General features: G+C 37.3%; 17 protein-coding genes. 6 read left to right on the plus strand and 11 right to left on the minus strand.

Going from position 1 to position 18,527, the window contains the following annotated elements; all coding sequences use genetic code 11:
• Nucleotides 1-366 precede the first annotated feature (366 nt).
• The 8 genes from ABIQ28_RS12430 to ABIQ28_RS12465 form a co-directional block, all read right to left on the minus strand.
• Entirely contained in the window at nucleotides 367-1,194 is an 828-nt protein-coding gene (locus ABIQ28_RS12430) for an NYN domain-containing protein (protein ID WP_348037778.1), read from the minus strand.
• 162 nt (nucleotides 1,195-1,356) lie between these two features.
• The gene (locus tag ABIQ28_RS12435; protein ID WP_348037780.1) at nucleotides 1,357-1,734 is read right to left on the minus strand and encodes a hypothetical protein; all 378 of its coding nucleotides are present in this window, start codon (nucleotides 1,732-1,734) and stop codon (nucleotides 1,357-1,359) included.
• Nucleotides 1,734-2,147, minus strand: coding sequence for a GreA/GreB family elongation factor (locus tag ABIQ28_RS12440; protein ID WP_348037782.1), 414 nt, complete (start codon nucleotides 2,145-2,147; stop codon nucleotides 1,734-1,736). Before ABIQ28_RS12440 ends, ABIQ28_RS12435 begins: the two co-directional genes overlap by 1 nt.
• A 201-nt stretch (nucleotides 2,148-2,348) precedes the next feature.
• Nucleotides 2,349-3,638 (minus strand): Glu/Leu/Phe/Val dehydrogenase, encoded by a 1,290-nt coding sequence (locus tag ABIQ28_RS12445; RefSeq protein ID WP_348037784.1) that lies wholly within the window; start codon nucleotides 3,636-3,638, stop codon nucleotides 2,349-2,351.
• Between the two features lie 382 nt (nucleotides 3,639-4,020).
• Nucleotides 4,021-5,346, minus strand: a complete 1,326-nt coding sequence (locus ABIQ28_RS12450; RefSeq protein ID WP_348037786.1) for a sigma-54 dependent transcriptional regulator — start codon at nucleotides 5,344-5,346, stop codon at nucleotides 4,021-4,023.
• 3 nt (nucleotides 5,347-5,349) lie between these two features.
• Nucleotides 5,350-6,450, minus strand: coding sequence for a HAMP domain-containing sensor histidine kinase (locus ABIQ28_RS12455; RefSeq protein ID WP_348037788.1), 1,101 nt, complete (start codon nucleotides 6,448-6,450; stop codon nucleotides 5,350-5,352).
• An 8-nt stretch (nucleotides 6,451-6,458) separates the two neighbouring features.
• On the minus strand, nucleotides 6,459-8,366 hold the full coding sequence (gene acs / locus ABIQ28_RS12460; RefSeq protein ID WP_348037790.1) for an acetate--CoA ligase: 1,908 nt from the start codon (nucleotides 8,364-8,366) through the stop codon (nucleotides 6,459-6,461).
• Between the two features lie 158 nt (nucleotides 8,367-8,524).
• Complete coding sequence (locus tag ABIQ28_RS12465) at nucleotides 8,525-9,895, minus strand: alanine/glycine:cation symporter family protein (protein ID WP_348037792.1); 1,371 nt, start codon at nucleotides 9,893-9,895, stop codon at nucleotides 8,525-8,527.
• 143 nt (nucleotides 9,896-10,038) lie between these two features.
• On the opposite strand from ABIQ28_RS12465, the gene ABIQ28_RS12470 reads away from it, so the two are divergent.
• Nucleotides 10,039-11,163 (plus strand): heparan-alpha-glucosaminide N-acetyltransferase domain-containing protein, encoded by a 1,125-nt coding sequence (locus ABIQ28_RS12470; RefSeq protein ID WP_348037794.1) that lies wholly within the window; start codon nucleotides 10,039-10,041, stop codon nucleotides 11,161-11,163.
• Here the strand turns inward: ABIQ28_RS12470 and ABIQ28_RS12475 are convergent.
• The 3 genes from ABIQ28_RS12475 to ABIQ28_RS12485 all read right to left on the minus strand — a co-directional run bounded on the left by ABIQ28_RS12475 (nucleotide 11,160) and on the right by ABIQ28_RS12485 (nucleotide 13,885).
• The gene (locus ABIQ28_RS12475; RefSeq protein ID WP_348037796.1) at nucleotides 11,160-12,113 is read right to left on the minus strand and encodes a phosphoribosylaminoimidazolesuccinocarboxamide synthase; all 954 of its coding nucleotides are present in this window, start codon (nucleotides 12,111-12,113) and stop codon (nucleotides 11,160-11,162) included. The two genes, ABIQ28_RS12470 and ABIQ28_RS12475, sit on opposite strands and share 4 nt — an antisense overlap.
• Before the next feature lie 113 nt (nucleotides 12,114-12,226).
• Entirely contained in the window at nucleotides 12,227-12,748 is a 522-nt protein-coding gene (locus tag ABIQ28_RS12480) for a hypothetical protein (RefSeq protein WP_348037800.1), read from the minus strand.
• A gap of 183 nt (nucleotides 12,749-12,931) precedes the next feature.
• A complete protein-coding gene (locus ABIQ28_RS12485) occupies nucleotides 12,932-13,885 on the minus strand; it encodes a PhoH family protein (RefSeq protein ID WP_348037802.1) in 954 nt (317 codons plus the stop codon).
• A 210-nt stretch (nucleotides 13,886-14,095) separates the two neighbouring features.
• Between ABIQ28_RS12485 and ABIQ28_RS12490 the strand changes: the two genes are divergently transcribed.
• The 5 genes from ABIQ28_RS12490 (at nucleotide 14,096) to gldG (ending at nucleotide 18,245) form a co-directional block, all read left to right on the plus strand.
• Nucleotides 14,096-14,932, plus strand: coding sequence for an SAM-dependent chlorinase/fluorinase (locus tag ABIQ28_RS12490; protein WP_348037804.1), 837 nt, complete (start codon nucleotides 14,096-14,098; stop codon nucleotides 14,930-14,932).
• Nucleotides 14,933-15,068: 136 nt separating this feature from the next.
• The gene (locus tag ABIQ28_RS12495) at nucleotides 15,069-15,365 is read left to right on the plus strand and encodes an antibiotic biosynthesis monooxygenase family protein (RefSeq protein WP_348037806.1); all 297 of its coding nucleotides are present in this window, start codon (nucleotides 15,069-15,071) and stop codon (nucleotides 15,363-15,365) included.
• A gap of 16 nt (nucleotides 15,366-15,381) precedes the next feature.
• Nucleotides 15,382-16,092 (plus strand): gliding motility-associated ABC transporter permease subunit GldF, encoded by a 711-nt coding sequence (gldF, locus tag ABIQ28_RS12500; protein WP_348037808.1) that lies wholly within the window; start codon nucleotides 15,382-15,384, stop codon nucleotides 16,090-16,092.
• Nucleotide 16,093: 1 nt separating this feature from the next.
• Nucleotides 16,094-16,588, plus strand: a complete 495-nt coding sequence (locus tag ABIQ28_RS12505; protein ID WP_348037810.1) for a hypothetical protein — start codon at nucleotides 16,094-16,096, stop codon at nucleotides 16,586-16,588.
• On the plus strand, nucleotides 16,575-18,245 hold the full coding sequence (gene gldG, locus ABIQ28_RS12510; protein WP_348037812.1) for a gliding motility-associated ABC transporter substrate-binding protein GldG: 1,671 nt from the start codon (nucleotides 16,575-16,577) through the stop codon (nucleotides 18,243-18,245). Before ABIQ28_RS12505 ends, gldG begins: the two co-directional genes overlap by 14 nt.
• Nucleotides 18,246-18,527 lie beyond the last annotated feature (282 nt).

The following is an 18,527-nucleotide window of genomic DNA, read 5'->3' on the forward strand; positions in this document are numbered from 1 at the left end:
AATAGAACGCTGATGACGCTGATTTTTTATGATTACAGATGATATGCAGTGGAGCAAAACCTAGAGAGGTTCCATTTTACTGAAAAGCAGTTTACTTTTTATTTTTCAGAAATCAGACATTTAAATCAAAATGCCTAAATTTCCGAGTCCTAACGGGGCTGCGTTAGTGATGGAGCCCTTTGCTTGAACTCTTTTGGGACGCCAAAAAGCGGACCAAAAAGTGAGGGGCGAGAGCGCGGTGGTTGACCTTTTCGGGCAACCAAACGCCCAAATAAAAAAACAACTTATTATTTAGCTTCGAAGTGCTTCATGAATTTATCGAAACTCATTATCATGCACATCTAAAAAGCTGAAATCATAAAGAATCTACTGTTTTTCAATCAACTTCTTGTTGTTTCCTGAATGTTTTTTTGGTTTTGACTTTGTTGTTGGCTTTGGTACTGGCTTAGGTTGATTCTGCTTAATCCTGACATAGATTAACTTGTTATGTCCTTTTGAGTCTTCACGACGCTCAATTTCAAATTCATTAATGGATTTAATTAAAGGCGTCAATTTTTGAAATCCGAAGTTACGAGAATCAAAATTCGGCTGTTTTTTCTGCAACATACCACCAACATCACCTAAAAAAGCCCAGCCATCATCATCTGCAACATCATCAATAGTAGCAGCAATAAATTTAATATCTTTTGAGGATATCTTATCAATATCACTCTTATTTGATTTTGATTTTTCATTGGAAGTGCTAACTTCTTCCTCTTCGCCTTGATTCTTAAGAATCTCAATATAAATGAACTTATCACACGCCACGATAAATGGATTTGGGGTCTTCTTCTCTCCTATTCCGTAAACTTTCATGCCTGCTTCACGAAGTCGCGTTGCTAATCGCGTAAAATCGCTATCACTCGATACCAAACAAAATCCATCGACCTTTTGCGAATATAGAATATCCATCGCATCAATGATCATTGCAGAATCCGTTGCGTTTTTACCAACCGTATAGCCGTATTGTTGGATTGGGGTAATGGCGTTTTCCAACAATAAATTTTTCCATTTAGAAAGGTGTGGCTTGGTCCAATCGCCATAAATACGTTTGATAGTCGGGTTTCCATATTTAGCAATTTCTTCCATCATTTCTTTTACATAGGCTGAAGGAATATTATCGCCATCTATTAATACTGCAAGTTTAAGATCCATTGAATGGGAATTATTTTTATTTTATGAAGTTATATAATGCTAAAGGTAGTGTATAATTGCAGGAAAATTATCCCAAAAGCGATTTTTTAGAACTGCTATTAAAAATCCGTAGCCTAAACAGGCTACGGATTATTTTATATTTTATGGGACAAAACGGGAAAACTAATTGAGTAGTTTTTGATAGACTTTATCCTTTACAGAACGATAATTGTCCACGCCTTCCATGTATTTATCAAATACTTGATCATGTTGGAGCATATAGAATTGGTCACATTCCAGTTCATCACATTCCCTAATGTTATTCATGACGTTCCGATAGGTATAGAATTCATTCAATAGATTAATATTCTCATTGATGTTATCCAATAAACCATCACACAATGTTTTATCATTAATTTTATTGGAAGCAATTTTAGCTAATTGGTCGGCCTCAGTATTCATAGCTTCCAAATGCGAAATCCAAGTTTGAAGCTCCCGATGCATTTGTCTTTTGACGATTTCGTCATCTGTTTCATTTCCGTAATTGAGTGTGGAATCCATTATATTATATTTAATTTTGTTATATTGTTTTGTTTCACATCTAAAATGACAATCTCCTTATCACCTCCTGGAAAAGTCCAACTGATGCTGTCATCTTTAGCATATCCTAAAACAGCGGCACCCATTGGTAATAGCAAGGATATTTTCTTTTGAGAATTATTGCTTTCAGCAGGTAAAACCACCTGAAAGGTATATTTCCAACCATCCTTAGTAGCAATGGTAACTTCTGAATTGATCCTTACAACATCCTCAGGCACTTTGTCATCGTCCAAAATTTCAGCACTTTCAATTTCCTTTGCAAATTTAGTCAAGGATACTTTTTGTGTAGAATCCTTATAGTCATTAGTGAGATTTAACAAGCGCTTTATCATCACGTACTCCTTCTTTTCTAATATTAATTTACCGTATTTCATGTGTGTGTTTTTATTGTTTTTTAATGGACACATGTTATTCGCAATTAATCATTCTCTTGGATGATTAAATTTTAGCATGCTCATTTCATGTGTATGTTTTTATTGTTTTTTAATGAACACATGTTATTCGCAATTAATCATTCTATTGGATGATTAAATTTTTAGCATGCTCATTTCATGTGTATATTTTTATTGTTTTAATTAAGGAAAAATTCCTCGTTGTATATATGCTTTTTCTATACGTTCAATCGCGATCACATAAGCTGCTAAACGTAAGTCAATGTTTTTAATTTGAGAGGTTTCATATACTTTTTTAAAGACCTCTGTAATTTTCTTTTCAATTTTTGTCATGACTTCATCAAGATCCCACAGTTCTCCGTTTCGGTTTTGTAACCATTCAAAATAGCTGCCGATTACTCCTCCAGAATTACAAAGAATATCAGGAATAATATCGATGCCTCGTTCGTTCAAAATCTTTTCCGATTCAAAGGTTGTTGGTCCATTGGCACCTTCCGCAATTAAAAAGGCCTTAATTTGACGCGCACGAGCCTCCGTAATTTGGTTACCTAAAGCTGCGGGAATAAAGATATCACAATTCAATCCAAAAAAATCATCATTCGCAACTACTTCTGACCCTGGAAAACCAACAATACTTCCATCATGAGACGTTGTATAATCGAGTAAGGATTCCACTTCTAAACCGTTAACGTTTGCTATCGTTCCAAAAGCATCTTGCACAGCAACCAGTTTTGCGCCCACTTGTTGCAAAAAATGAGACGCCCAATACCCAACATTTCCAAATCCTTGGACAATGAAAGTCCTGCCTTTCAAATCCAGTTTTTTGTTTTCTGCCCAACACCTAATGGTCAAGAATACGCCGTATCCTGTCGCTCTGTCACGGCCTTCCAAGCCCCCAGAACCCACGGGTTTCCCCGTAACAACATGCATGTTTTTTGAACGTTCTGCCGGTGCTTTTGTAGACATATAGGTGTCGGCAATCCACGCCATCGTTTGTGCATTGGTATTGACATCTGGCGCGGGAATATCATGCTCAGGCCCGATATTATCGCCTAAAGCAAAAGCAAAGCGTCTTGTGATACGCTCCAATTCTGAATTGGAATACTTTTTAGGATCCATTTGAATTCCTCCTTTGGCGCCACCATAAGGTAATCCCGCCAATGAAGTTTTCCAGGTCATCCACATCGCCAATGCTTTTACGGAATCAATGTCAATAGTAGGATGATAACGCAAACCACCTTTATAAGGTCCTAAGGCATTATTATGCTGTACACGATAGCCCTTAAATATTTCAATTTCACCATTGTCCATTCGTACAGGAAAATGGATGATGAGTTCGTTATTGGGCACCGATAAAATTCTTTTGATGTTCGGATTTAAGTGAATAAAATCGCATGCGGCATCAAATTCCTGCATTACGTTTTTTAACATGCCTTGTTTGGGTGCCTCGTTTACAACTTCTACTACTGCCATATCATTGTTTTTAAGAGAAAACCTTTGTACCGCTAACGGCAGAAAACCATTGGTTTCTTGGATTATTTTTTCTTAAAAATCTAAATTGTGTTGTTTAGAGGCGTCAAAATCACTGCATGACCAGATAAAACTTTTGTCCTTTGTCAAACTGCAATATATGAGATGATCACACGATGCGCATAAGCTATTTCCTAAAACGTCCATAATTTAAAGTTTAAAGCTCAGTTATTACGGCAATAGATGTGCCAATAAACCAGCACGAGTTAGAAATCAGGATAAACACCTAGTATACAGAGGGTTATTTGAAAATATAAATTAATACGAAATCGTTGTAGTGGGCAGTATTTACCCAATGATCCATAATTCCCCAGATGGGTTATAATTATTTTATCTTGTCGCGAAGGGTTTTTCGATCGATTTGAAGAATCTCTGCAGCTTTAGTTTTATTGTTGTTGGTGGCTTCAAGAACTTTAAGAATATGTCTTTTTTCTACTTCTTTAAGAGAGAGCAAAATATCCTCTTTCGGAAAATCGATGTGAAACTTTAAATAGTGAGGTAAATCACTAACCTCCAATTGCTTATCACACATAATCACAGCGCGTTGAATGCTGTTTTCAAGTTCTCTAATATTTCCTGGCCAATCGTAACGTTCAAGTGCCAACAACGCTTCTTCAGATATGTCAACAATCCGATCCTTATATTCAACACCGTACTTGAAAAGAAATTTATCCACCAAAAGCGGAATGTCAGACTTTCGATCTCTTAAAGGCGGTACCTCCATTTGAACTACCGTAAGGCGATAATATAAATCCTCTCTAAAGCGTCCGTTTTTAATGAGTTCCCTCAAATCGACGTTGGTGGCGGCAATAACTCTGACATCAATTTTTTCTACTCTTTGAGATCCCACGCGCATGATTTCCTTTTCTTGCAGGACTCTGAGCAAACTTAATTGCGTGGCTATGGATGCATTGCCAATTTCATCCAAAAAAAGAGTGCCTTTGTTTGCGGCTTGCAAAAAGCCACTTCGGTCATCATTGGCACCTGTAAATGCGCCTTTAGTATAACCAAATAACTCTGCTTCCAAGAGGCTTTCTGGGATAGCCCCACAATTGACCGCCACAAAAGGTGCTGCGGCAAATTTCCCCGAATAATGGATGGCGCGTGCCACCAGTTCTTTGCCCGTTCCACTTTCGCCCTTAATCAAAACAGTCGCTTTATTGTCTTTTACGCGATCAATAATATTGATGACATTAAGCATGCCGTCTGATTGCCCGATAAGTTCTCCAAAAACAGGTAAATCATGGTCACTTTTCTTTATTTTTCGAACAGGAACTTGTCTTAACGAGAGCGACTTTTGAACCGCATTTTTAAGTTCTTCCTTAGTGAATGGCTTAATGAGATAGTCCATGACTCCTGACTTCATGGCTTTTAAAGCCCCATCAATGGAAGGGTAGCCTGTTACCGCTAATTTTGGAATTTCAGGAAAATGTTCAGAGACGTACTTGACCAATTGCAGACCGTCCACTCCGGGCATCTGAAGGTCGGTAATTAATAAATCAATGGATTGATCCTGTAAAATGGTAATCGCCTCTTTTACTGAAACCGCTTTATAGGTATGGAAGTTTAACGATTGCAAATGCCTTTGGATCAGTTCCAAAATATGGACATCATCATCAACAATCAATATGTTTTCTTGTTCCAAGTGCATCGCTTATAATTTTGGAAATGTAAGCGTAAAAATAGTCCCTTTTGGCCGATTAGATCTATGTTTTATAGTTCCTTTATGGCTTTTCATGATGCCATGTACGACACTTAATCCCAAACCTGAGCCTTCGCCCACAGGTTTTGTAGTATAAAAGGGATTAAATATGAATTCTGAAATGCCTTTTGGAATGCCTTCACCTTCATCTTTAATGATTAAAACTACCTCTCGTTCTTGATTATCAACATCAATGGAAATATGGCCATTTTGCGGTGAAAAATAAATGGCATTGATCACTAAATTGAAGACTACTTGAGTCAATTGGATGGCATCGACTCTTAAATAAATAGTGTCTTCGCTAAAATTTAAATGGTATTTTATGTTTTTTTTGCCAAAACTGGGCATTAATAAGTTGATGGCATCAGCAATGATCGGGTCAATATTAACGAGTTCCATTTGCTGTGGCATTTCACAGGAAAAAAACATGAGTTTCTTGACCACTTCTCTTGAAAAAATAGCACTGTGCATAATTTTATCCAAATCTTGCAAGGCCTCGTCTTCATCGACAAAACGTTCTTTCAACAATTCTGAAAACCCTAAAATATTAGCCAATGGCGTATTGAGTTCATGGGCAATTCCGGCAGTTATTTCGCCTAAGATTGACAAGCGATCGGCACGCTCCATTTGGCGTTTGGTAACTTCTTCTTTATCAATAATTTGCTTGCGCTCAATCAAATTACCGAATTCCAAAGCCAATGAATGGATCAGCTTTTTTTCTTCTTCTAAAAAATCATCCGCATCAAATTTCGGTTTCGGATAACCAAATTTTATGGAGCCATAAGGAAGATTAAAAACCTTTATGACGGCGAAGATAGAGACCTGTTCTTCTGGTTTTTCGCCAACATCAACCAATTTATCTCCCAGTTTCAATTCTACAAAAGCATCGGTATTATAAAGAACTGCTTCCTTAATGCTGAAAGCAATAGCCTTAAAGGTAGGGTCCAAATCGAAAAGATTACAATTGGCAATATAGGAACTCACGTTGTAAAGACAGGTGAGTTCCTTAATACGTTCCTTTAATTTATCTTCTATTGAAACGATAGTGCCCATGGTTGGCTTTAAAGTTTATTCTCAATAATATTTTGTACGACCTCAGGATTGAGTAAGGTACTGGTATCCCCTAGATTTGTGAGGTCATTTTCAGCAATTTTCCGCAGAATGCGACGCATAATTTTGCCACTTCTTGTTTTTGGTAAAGCTTCCGTAAACTGAATTTTGTCAAGTTTGGCTATTGCACCAATTCGTTCAGAGATCAATTGGTTAATCTCCTTACGCAAGTTATCATGGACTCTGCTTTCGCCAGTTTCTTTTAGAGTTACATAACCATAAAGTGCATTTCCTTTGATGTCATGCGGAAATCCAACAATGGCACTTTCTGAAACTGCTGGATGTTCGTTAATGGCATCTTCTAAAGGTCCTGTTCCTAAATTATGTCCTGAAACAATGACCACGTCATCCACACGACCTGTAATTCTGTAGTAACCCACTTCATCCCTTAAAGCGCCATCACCCGTAAAATACATGTTGTCATAAGTAGAAAAATAAGTCTCTTTATAACGGGCATGATTGTTCCATATGGTTCGTGCCATTCCTGGCCATGGGAACTTAATGCATAAGCGCCCTTCTACTTGATTGCCTATTAATTCTTCACCAGCCTCATTTACTATGGCAGGCTGAACACCTAAAAATGGCAAGGTGGCATAGGTTGGTTTCGTGGGGGTCACATACGGTAAAGGCGAAATCATGATGCCTCCCGTTTCTGTTTGCCACCAGGTATCGACAATAGGGTTTTTGCCTTTGCCGATAATGTCATTGTACCAGTGCCATGCTTCTTCGTTGATCGGCTCTCCCACCGATCCTAATACTTTTAGAGACGACAGATCGACATCTTCAACAAAAGAAAGGTTTTGCTTTGCCAAGGCACGAATTGCTGTTGGAGCGGTATAAAACTGATTGATTTTATGCTTTTCAATAATTTGCCAAAAGCGACCAAAATCTGGATATTGTGGCACCCCTTCAAACATCACGCTCGTTGCACCATTGGCCAAAGGACCATAAACAATATAACTATGGCCCGTAATCCAGCCAATATCTGCAGTACACCAAAACACATCCGGTTCTTTGTATTGGAACACATTTTTAAACGTGTAAGCGGTGTAAACCATGTAGCCTGCGACGGTATGTACCATTCCTTTTGGCATTCCGGTCGATCCTGACGTATATAATATGAATAACGGATCTTCCGCATCCATGATTTCTGCATCAAATTGACCAGAAGCTTTATCCATTAACGGCTGTAACCATATATCACGGTTTTCAACCATAGTTACGTCGGCATTGGTGCGTTTTACGACCAATACTTTTTCAACACTTGCACAGGCTTGAAGTGCTTCATCAACAATTCCTTTTAAATCCAAGCTTTTATTTCCTCTGTAAGAACCATCTGAAGTAATGACCATTTTGCAATCGCTGTCAATGATACGGGTAGAGATAGCTTTAGCTGAGAAACCTGCAAAAATCACATTGTGTATGGCCCCAATACGTGCACATGCCAATAAAGTAACGGCCAATTCTGGAATCATAGGTAAATAGACACAAATTCGATCTCCTTTTTTAACGCCTTGATCTCTAAGCACGTTTGCCATTTTGCAGACGCGTTCATGCAGTTGCCTATATGTTATATGTTGGGCTTCTTCATCGGGATTATTCGGCTCAAAAATGATGGCCGTTTTGTCACCGCGATTGATCAAGTGCCTGTCCAAACAGTTTTCTGTGATGTTCAATTTTGCTCCTTCAAACCATTTGATTTCGGGTTTCCTAAAATCCCAAGTGAGCACCTTATCCCATTTTTTACGCCATAAAAAATGCTCTTCGGCTATTTCTGCCCAAAAGTTTTCGGGTTCGCGAACTGATTTTCTATAGATTTGGAAATACTCTTCAAGGGTTTTAATACTGTAATTACTCATCTTAATGTATTGTTAATTGTAGTGTTATAAAATTATACTTTTGGCAATGAAATTCAGAGAGCCACAAGCTTAATATTTTCAAAAATATCAATAAATTCTTAATACGATAATATATTCATCATTACTTTGCTTCTTCTGCAGATATTATAACAGCAAGTTTACAGTTGCATCCGCTTGGCATACGCCTTAATTTCCTTAATGACTTTAGGTGCTAAAATAATTGTGGCCGTCATGGTCGGAATGGCCATTAAGGCGAAAGTTCCGTCAATAAGATTGAGCATCATGCTTAAAGGAGTCACAGCACCAAAGATGATACTTGCGATATAGAAATAATTATAATAATGTTTGTTATGTGCTCCAAATAAGAAGGACATACATTTGGTACCATAATATGAATAGGTAAATAATGACGAGATACTAAAAGTGGCAATACAAATCAGTAACAAATAATTACCATACACAGGGATGGCATCATTAAATGCTGCTGCGGTTAAACTTACCCCATTAACCTCACTGGATTCCCATACTCCAGTTACCAAAATGGCAAGAGCTGTCAGCGTACAGACCACAAGCGTATCGATCGCCGGACCTAACATGGCCACTAAACCTTCACGCACAGGCTCGTTGGTTTTGGTTGCACCGTGAGCCATTGGTGCAGTACCAATACCTGCTTCGTTTGAAAAGGCCCCTCTTCTTACGCCCAACAATATCAGTCCACCAACAGCACCTCCTAAAAATGAATCGCCTTTAAAATTGGTCGCCGAAAAAGCATCGGTAATCATTAATACAAGGTATTTTGGCACTTCTTCTATATAAACACCAAGAATGATCATCACTAAAACAAAATAAAGCAACACCATGCCCGGCACTAACTTTGAAGCCGTTTTACTGATTCGTTCCAAACCACCTAGAATAACCACAGCAGTAATGGCCACAAGTATGATCCCAATTATAAAATTTGAAGTATTAGTTTCGGCAATGCCATTGGGCTCTAATAAAATATAATTAATGGCTTGCTTTAATTGATTGACATTAAAAACAGGTAAGGCCCCTATCAATCCACAGATACTAAAAAAGACCGCTAGTGGCTTCCAAGATTTTCCTAAACCTTCCATGATAAAATACATTGGGCCTCCTTGAATATCGCCGTTGCTATCCTTCCCCCTGAACATAATAGCCAAGGTACAGGTAAAGAATTTTGTGGACATCCCAACAATGGCACTCATCCACATCCAAAACATAGCGCCAGGACCTCCAATATGAATGGCTACAGCCACCCCGGCAATATTTCCCATCCCGATCGTTGAAGCCAACGCCGTGGATAAGGCTTGAAAGTGTGTGATTTCTCCTGGTGCATCAGAATCATCATATTTACCTCGCAAAACATTTAAGGCATGAAAAAAATAGCGAAAGGGTAAAAATTCTGACCGTACTAATAGGTATAATCCACCTCCAATTAATAATATGAGCAAGGGTAAACCCCAAGCATAATCAGCGTAGGTTTCAAAGATAGAATCGAGCGTATTCATTTTTTAGTTTTAATTAGCGATTTTAAAGATATCCTTTTCGATTTATAAACCTCAAGATTGTCTAAGAAAAAATCAGGAATCGTCCGAAAAGTTACTAATTTTGGATTTTAACATTATATTTACATTTACTAGCCAAATTCTGATTGAAAGCAACCCGACTTTATTTTATTGATGCTGTAAGGGCATTTGCCATTTTGATGATGTTACAAGGGCATTTTGTGGACACCCTTTTAAATCCCATATACCGAGACGACTCTTATGTAGCCTATACCGTATGGTCCTATTTTAGAGGAATTACAGCACCAACGTTTTTTACGATTTCAGGATTGGTCTTTCTGTATTTGTTATTGAAAGCGCACGCAAAAGGCAGTGACAAGCAGCGTCTTCAAAAAGGAGCTACCCGAGGCTTAATGCTCATATTAATTGGTTACGCCCTTCGAATCCCCTTTTTCTCCTGGTTAAAAGGGAGTTTTGATACCTATTTTTTGGTTATAGATGTCTTACAATGCATTGGACTTTCGCTTCTTTTATTGATTGGCATATATTTGCTGTGCAGACGAAATAGCTATATCCTATCAATCGTATTGCTAATTATTGGTTGCGTCATCTTTCTTACAGAACCTTTATATCGAAATCTGACTTTGGAAAATGTTCCACTAGTATTTGCCAATTACGTGAGCAAATCCAAAGGGTCTGTATTTACAATGTTACCTTGGTTTGGGTATGTGGCCTTTGGAGGATTTTTGGCCACCTTATTTTTTAGAAATTCTCAGAAAAAGCACTTTAAAAAGATTACTGTTGCCGCCTTCTTAGTGAGCGGCATCATTCTGCTTCAATATTCAACGGTCATTTTACAACAACTGTACCAACTTACTAATATTGAGCTGTTTGAGCGTTCTGCAAACTATAATTATTTGTTTCTGCGATTAGGGAATGTGATGTTGTATTTTACTTTTTTCTATATGCTTGAACGCTTCATGAAACAGTCCATAGTGACACAAATAGGCGAAAAAACCTTGAACATTTATATCGTCCACTTTATCATTATCTATGGAAGTTTCACTGGAATTGGTTTAAAACATTTTTACTATAAATCCTTAGAGCCTTGGGAAGCCTTTTTTGGAGCTATCGCGTTTATGATTGCCGTGTGCTTGATTGTGTTCCATATTGGAAAAACCAACGCTTTTATCTACAAACATCTCAGAAAATTTATGCGCTTAATAAAACGGAAAATACTCGGGTTAAAAAAACCGGACCCAATCGATTAATGCTGCTCTGATAAAAAGCGCTCCACATTAGTTTTGATGCGCTCCTGAATGTTATTGACATCTGCTTTCACAAACGGCTCGCCCATTATCTTTTCATAAAGCTCTATATAGCGATCAGAAACCGTTTCGATATAAGCATCGCTCATTTCAGGAACAGTCTGTCCTTCCAACCCTTGAAAACCATTAGAAATCAACCATTGGCGTACAAACTCTTTAGATAATTGCTTTTGCAACTCGCCATTGCCCTGACGATCTTGATAGCCATGGGCATAAAAATAACGCGAAGAATCTGGCGTATGGATTTCATCAATTAATACGATTTTGCCATCTTTTGTTTTACCAAACTCATATTTGGTATCCACCAAGATCAGACCTCTGCTTTCTGCAATTTCCGATCCTCTTTGAAAAAGTTTGCGCGTATAATCTTCTAAAACCAAATAATCCGCTTCACTCACGATACCACGTTTAAGGATTTCCTCTCTGGAAATATCTTCATCATGATCTCCCATTTCAGCTTTCGTTGCTGGGGTAATAATAGGCTCTGGAAATTTATCGTTTTCTTTCATGCCTTCTGGAAGTTGAACCCCACAAAGGACACGCTTACCAGCTTTGAATTCGCGGGCTGCATGACCAGACATATAGCCACGAATTACCATTTCTACCTTATAAGGCTCACATAAATGACCAACCGCCACATTAGGATCTGGCGTTGCAATTAACCAATTCGGCACCAAATCTTGGGTTTGCGCCATAAATTTTGTCGCAATTTGATTCAAAATCTGTCCTTTATAAGGAATTCCCTTGGGCATTACCACGTCAAAAGCACTCAAACGATCGGTTGCAACCATGACCAAAAGATTGTCATTGATATTATAAACTTCTCTGACCTTACCTTTATAAAGGCTTTTTTGTCCTGGAAAATTAAAATTGGTGTCTGTGATGGTATTCATTTTTGTAGAAATATTAAAAATTTTAAGCATTACAAAAGTAAGGCTAATGGCGTTTAGTTCACAAAAAAAAGAGCAGTAAAAACTGCTCTTTATAAATTATTTAAAATCAGAGATTAAAATCTCAGGTTGTACGTAGCACCGATTCCAAGCACTTGGATATCAAAATCATTTTCAGCAAATGTATTTTGGTAGTAGGCATAAAAATTCCAATCTCTGTTGTGATATCCTATTTGAGGATTTACATAAAGACCACCGGCATTGTTGTCAACATTGGTTAAGAATCCATAGCCAAGGTCAACGCCTAAAAATAAGCCTTTTGGTTTAAAGTAATATCTAGCAAAGGCTGCTGCTGGAATGATACCGAAGTCATCAACACCATCTTTACCGAAAAAATGATCGTAACCTGTAGTTAATCCAATCCCAAAATGAGGCGTTACTAAATATTGACCTTTCAAATCCAATCCTAGAGCAAAAGAAGAAACATCGCTAGCATCGCCCATAGGAACCCCTGCGTTTAATCCAATTTTTAACCATGAATTTTTCGAACTGATATCCTCGTATTTGATAGTCTTGTTTTCTTGTGCAAAAGTTGTTCCTACGACGAACAACGTAAATAATAAAATAAGCTTCTTCATTATTAAATAGTTTTTAAGTTGAGCCATCAACGTGCAAAACCTATACCATTTACGTCTTCACGGTGGGAAATTTCTTTTAAATCTCTCAAATCACTGATTGCTAGAATTATATATGAGGCGATAATTTGCATTGTTGTCAGATTTCTTAACCTGACACCTGCTAAATTACTCTGGAGAACTTCCTTAATCGATGCTATCAATTTCTTTATAGGCTTCAATAATTTTTCTGACCAATTTATGACGAATGACATCCGTTTCATCCAGATATACAATACCTATCCCTTCCACATTTCTTAAAATCAAAAGCGCTTCCTTTAATCCGGAAGTGGTGCGTCGTGGCAAATCCACCTGTCCAGGATCACCTGTCAATAAAAACTTGGCGTTTTTACCCATTCTGGTCAGGAACATTTTCATTTGGTTATGGGTGGTGTTCTGTCCTTCATCTAAAATCACAAAGGCATTATCTAACGTTCGCCCCCGCATAAAAGCTAATGGTGCGATTTGAATGGTGCCATTCTCAAGGAATTGCGCTAACTTTTCAGCCGGAATCATATCTCTTAAGGCATCATAAAGTGGCTGCATATAGGGATCTAACTTTTCTTTTAAATCTCCCGGAAGAAATCCAAGATTCTCTCCAGCTTCAACGGCCGGACGCGTTAAAATGATTCGTTTCACTTCCTTGTTTTTCAATGCTTTTACCGCCAAGGCAACACCTGTATAGGTTTTACCAGTTCCGGCAGGACCAATGGCAAACACCATATCGTGTTTACGCATACTTTCAACCAATTTGCGTTGATTGGCCGTTTGGGGCTTTATTATTTTTCCTCCAACACCGTGTACGATGACCTCATTACTTTTTTCGGAAGTCGCATAATCCTCACTGCTTTCGCTCGTCAAAACACGTTCAATTGCGTTTTCATCAAGCCTATTGTATTTGGCAAAGTGCTCAGTAAGCAACGTCATGCGTTTGTCAAATTCCTCCAGCAAATCTTCATCTCCATAAGCTTTTATTTTATTGCCTCTGGCAACGATCTTCAATTTTGGAAAATACTTTTTAAGAAGTTCAATATTAACATTGTGATCTCCAAAAAAGTCTTTTGGAGCAATTTCCTCTAATTCGATTATAAGTTCATTCAAAAGCTATGGGATTTAATATATTAATCTCTTAAGTTTTATTAGTTTTGTGCGGACTTAAAAAGTCTCATTTTTTTCATGCTACCTTACAAATCTAACTGAAATATTCTATAATAAGTTTCATCAAAACATTTAAAGTATAAATATTTTTCAACAGACACCCTAAAGCGGTAGCTTCATAGTAACCAATTAAAAAAGAATATATCAAAGTACATGGCAATCATAACACTAACTACTGATTTTGGAGAAAAAGACCATTTTGTTGGTGCAATTAAAGGTGCTATTTACAGTGAACTTGAAGAGGTGAAAATTGTTGATATCTCACACGATGTTTCGCCTTTCAATGTTTTGGAAGCCGCATACATTATACAAAATGCCTATAGTAGTTTCCCAAAAGGGTCGATACATGTGATCGGCATTGACTCCGAATTAAATCCAGAGAACAAACATATTGCTGTAAAATTAGACGATCATTACTTTATCGGTGCCAATAACGGGATTATGAGTATGATTTGTAATGAAATTGCTCCTGAAAAGATTGTTGAAATCAACATACATGATAAAATACAGAGTAATTTTCCGGTTTTGGACGTTTTCGTAAAAGTGGCTTGCCATATCGCACGCGGCGGCACTCTCGAAGTTGTCGGCAAAGTGATTAGCGATATAAAACCCATCAAAAATTTGAATCCCTTTATCAATGAGGATAAATCTCAAATTATTGGCAGCGTTATTTATATTGACAATTATGGCAATGTGATCACTAATATCCGTCGTAAATTTTTTGAACAGATCCAAAAAGGACGACCTTTCGAAATTTCAGCGCGCAGTTATAAATTCAAGGAGATTTACGTAAGATATAGCGATATTGTTAATTTTGATATTCCCGAAGACCAGCGCCAAGATGAAGGCCGCGGATTAGTCGTATTTAATTCGTCCAACTATTTGGAAATTGCCATTTATAAAAGTGATCTTTCCACCGTGGGAAGCGCATCAAGCTTAATGGGACTGAAAATGCGGGATACCGTGACGGTGAATTTTTTGAAACCGTAAAATTGAAAAATGACCGAAGACGGATGACCGAAGACAGATGCGGATGACGGAGGCATAAGGGATTAGTGGTTTACGGTTCATCAACTGAGACTGAGGACTGAGGACTGAGGACTAACAAAAAAAAAGTAAAACAACCATGTTTATAAGAATTGTAAAAATGAGTTTTGAGCCATCGCAAGTGGATGATTTCTTGGCTTATTTTGAAAGCAAAAAGCATTTGATCAGAAATTTTGAAGGCTGTGAGTTTTTAGAACTTTATCGAGATAAACAAGATACCAACATTTTTTTCACTTATAGCTATTGGAAGGAAGAGTCCGATTTGGAAAATTATCGTAACTCTGAGCTTTTTAATACCGTTTGGGCAAAAACCAAACAGTTTTTCAATGATAAACCAGAAGCTTGGAGTGTCGACAAATTGATATCACTTAAATAATATACAACTTAATTATATGCTTGCTATTCTTAAAAAAGAAATCAACGCCTTCTTTGCCTCTCCAATCGGATATTTGGTAATTGGGCTGTTTTTAGTCCTCAGCGGACTTTTTCTTTGGTTATTTAAAGGCGATTTCAATATTCTGGAAAGTGGTTTTGCTGATATGGCACCATTTTTTCTTTTGGCGCCTTGGATTCTTATTTTTCTAGTACCAGCAGTGACGATGCGCAGTTTTTCTGATGAAAAAAAACAAGGCACTTTGGAGCTTTTAGTGACCAAACCGATTTCCCATTTACAAATTGTTTTGGGCAAATATTTTGGCGCTTTAATATTGATCTTTCTCGCTTTATTGCCAACACTGCTTTATATTTTCGCGATTGACAATTTAAAGCTTGACGGCAATATTTTAGATTACGGGAGTATTATCGGATCTTATTTGGGTCTGCTGTTTTTGGTAGCGGCATACGCTGCCATCGGGCTTTTTGCCTCTACCCTTTCTGACAATCAAATTGTAGCATTTCTCATCGCCGTGTTTTTATGCTTTTTCTTTTATTTCGGATTTGAAGGGCTTTCCAATTTGAGCGCTTTACCAATTGAACAATTTGGCATGGAAGCGCATTACAACAGTATTAGCCGAGGTGTTTTGGACACCAGGGATTTGCTGTACTTCGTAAGTATATCCGTCTTTTTTATTGCAATCACACAATTTAATATTCAAAAAAAATAATATGATTATCACGCCTATCCTTGTTGTTTTTCTCGTCATCGTATTTACGTTGACATTTCTATTTATCAAAACTATTGATGATCGCAAATGGATTGCCATTCCGCTAAGTCTTATTTTGACGCCATTTATATATTTCTACGCGTTTTATCCAATGATCAATATTTTCAGCAGTTATCATCATCAAAAATATTTTGATTCAGCGGTTTTTATTAATAAACCCAGCTTTCGTTATGAAATGTATGATAATATCCAAGAAACGGATACACTACTTGGCAAATCGAAAGAGATCGTTAACGAACTTTTGGGCACTTATGAATGGCTCACTTGGGACGATGTAAAAGATGACTATGATCAAGATAAGTGGAATTATGGACTTGGAATACATCCGGGAGCTTTTAATGACAAATCGGAAGCCATGGAAATCATATTTAAGAATGATAAAGTAATTAAAGTGAACACTTTTAAATTAGACCTAAAATCTGATGCTAAAAAATAAATCAAATCTTATCAAAATTGTTGTTCTCCTTGTTGTTCTGATGGTTTTAAATTGGATGGGCACTAAGGTTTACAAACGTTTTGACCTGACGCAAGACCAACGCTATACCTTATCACAATCGGCTTTGAATATTGTGAAGGATGTAAAATCGCCGTTAATTGTTGATGTATTTTTAGAAGGCGATTTTCCTTCGGAGTTTAGACGCTTAAGAAATGAGACCCAACAATTATTGGAAGAGTTTGCGTTAGATAACAATCAGATAAAGTTCAATTTTATCAATCCGTTGGAAGATGAAAGCGCACGTGATAATAATATTGAGCAATTGATGCAACGAGGTTTGGAACCTTTGCAATTGAGTGTCAATAATAACGGTAAGACCTCACAGGAATTGATTTTCCCTTGGGCATTGGCAAGTTATAATGAGCAGACGGTTAAAATTCCGTTGATAAAAAATAAAATAGGATCTACCCAACAAGAATTGGTCAGCAATTCCATTCAACATTTAGAATATGCCTTTGCTGAGGGTTTTCAGAAATTAGTAACCGAAAAAAGTAAAAAGATTGCCATCCTAAAAGGGAATGGCGAGCTTGAGGATAAATATTTGGCAGATTTTTTAAAATCGGTAAAAGAACATTATTTCATTGCGCCCTTTACTTTAGATAGTGTCGCAACAAATCCACAAGGCACACTAAAAAAACTCAACGAATTTGACCTTATCATTGCTGCAAAACCGACGGAAGCCTTTACTGAAGAAGAAAAATTGGTGTTGGATCAATTTACTATGAACGGCGGGAAAAGCTTATGGCTTACCGAAAGTGTTTCGATGGACAAAGACAGCCTTTACAATGATGAAGGCCGTGGCATTGCCCTGATGAACGATTTGAACCTGAATGATTTCTTCTTTAAATATGGCGTACGTATCAATCCGGTAATTGTGAATGACATGTACTCGGCGCCTATAACGATTGCCATGGGCGAGGGTAGCAATGCGCAATTCCAACCGCTAAGATGGCCTTATTCGCCTTTGGCTGCTGGAAATCCGGAGCATCCGATTACAAGTAATTTGAATTTGGTGAAATTTGATTTTGCCAACCAATTGGACACTCTAAAAAGTAGCACACAAAAAACCATACTTCTGCAGAGTTCTAAACTCACTAAGCTAGAAGGTGTTCCAAAAGAAATCCGACTAGAAGTTGTTACCGAAGAACCCGATCCTTCCACCTATACTAAAGGCCCGCAAAATTTGGCCGTGCTATTGGAAGGTCAGTTTACCTCGGTTTATAAGGACAGAATCAAACCTTTTAAACTAGATTCCAATAAAGATATCAGCACAGACACTAAAATGATTGTGATTGCTGACGGCGATATTATTAAAAATGACGTCCTCAAAAATCAACCTCAAGAATTGGGGTTTGATCGATGGACGGGACAAAGCTTTGGAAATAAAGAATTTTTATTGAACGCCGTAAATTATCTTTTAAGTGACGATGGTTTATTGGAGGTCAGAACCAAGGATATCAATATTGCGTTTTTGGATGAACAAAAAATAGAAACCAACAAAACACAATGGCGACTCATAACTATTGCATTACCGCTCGTGATTTTGGCCTTGTTTGGAATTATTTTCAATTATTTAAGACGTAAAAAATACGCATAGAAATAGCATATCTTTAAGGATAACTTACTTGTTAATAATTGAAGAAAAGACCATCTTATGCGTATTCATTCGTTTTGTTAATTGTTTTTTAATTTCCTCATAATCCATAACCAGAAAAATTGATGTTTTTAAACTGATTTACAAACGGTTAACACATCTAAGGAAAACCTAAATTACAATACGCAAATAGACAAACTGTTGATAAAATTGTATAACTAAGATTCACTAGTATCAGTTTAATCAAATATATTTGCTCTGCTTAATAATATAACATACAAAATA

The sequence above is a fragment of the Gelidibacter sp. genome, from assembly GCF_039916245.1.
Lineage (GTDB): Bacteria > Bacteroidota > Bacteroidia > Flavobacteriales > Flavobacteriaceae > Gelidibacter.

Coding starts and splice junctions, on each gene's coding strand:
- ABIQ28_RS12430 (WP_348037778.1), bottom strand. CDS start 1,194: ATGGATCTTAAACTTGCAGTATTAATAGATGGCGATAATATTCCTTCA.
- ABIQ28_RS12435 (WP_348037780.1), bottom strand. CDS start 1,734: ATGGATTCCACACTCAATTACGGAAATGAAACAGATGACGAAATCGTC.
- ABIQ28_RS12440 (WP_348037782.1), bottom strand. CDS start 2,147: ATGAAATACGGTAAATTAATATTAGAAAAGAAGGAGTACGTGATGATA.
- ABIQ28_RS12445 (WP_348037784.1), bottom strand. CDS start 3,638: ATGGCAGTAGTAGAAGTTGTAAACGAGGCACCCAAACAAGGCATGTTA.
- ABIQ28_RS12450 (WP_348037786.1), bottom strand. CDS start 5,346: ATGCACTTGGAACAAGAAAACATATTGATTGTTGATGATGATGTCCAT.
- ABIQ28_RS12455 (WP_348037788.1), bottom strand. CDS start 6,450: ATGGGCACTATCGTTTCAATAGAAGATAAATTAAAGGAACGTATTAAG.
- acs (WP_348037790.1), bottom strand. CDS start 8,366: ATGAGTAATTACAGTATTAAAACCCTTGAAGAGTATTTCCAAATCTAT.
- ABIQ28_RS12465 (WP_348037792.1), bottom strand. CDS start 9,895: ATGAATACGCTCGATTCTATCTTTGAAACCTACGCTGATTATGCTTGG.
- ABIQ28_RS12475 (WP_348037796.1), bottom strand. CDS start 12,113: ATGAATACCATCACAGACACCAATTTTAATTTTCCAGGACAAAAAAGC.
- ABIQ28_RS12480 (WP_348037800.1), bottom strand. CDS start 12,748: ATGAAGAAGCTTATTTTATTATTTACGTTGTTCGTCGTAGGAACAACT.
- ABIQ28_RS12490 (WP_348037804.1), top strand. CDS start 14,096: ATGGCAATCATAACACTAACTACTGATTTTGGAGAAAAAGACCATTTT.
- ABIQ28_RS12495 (WP_348037806.1), top strand. CDS start 15,069: ATGTTTATAAGAATTGTAAAAATGAGTTTTGAGCCATCGCAAGTGGAT.
- gldF (WP_348037808.1), top strand. CDS start 15,382: ATGCTTGCTATTCTTAAAAAAGAAATCAACGCCTTCTTTGCCTCTCCA.
- ABIQ28_RS12505 (WP_348037810.1), top strand. CDS start 16,094: ATGATTATCACGCCTATCCTTGTTGTTTTTCTCGTCATCGTATTTACG.
- gldG (WP_348037812.1), top strand. CDS start 16,575: ATGCTAAAAAATAAATCAAATCTTATCAAAATTGTTGTTCTCCTTGTT.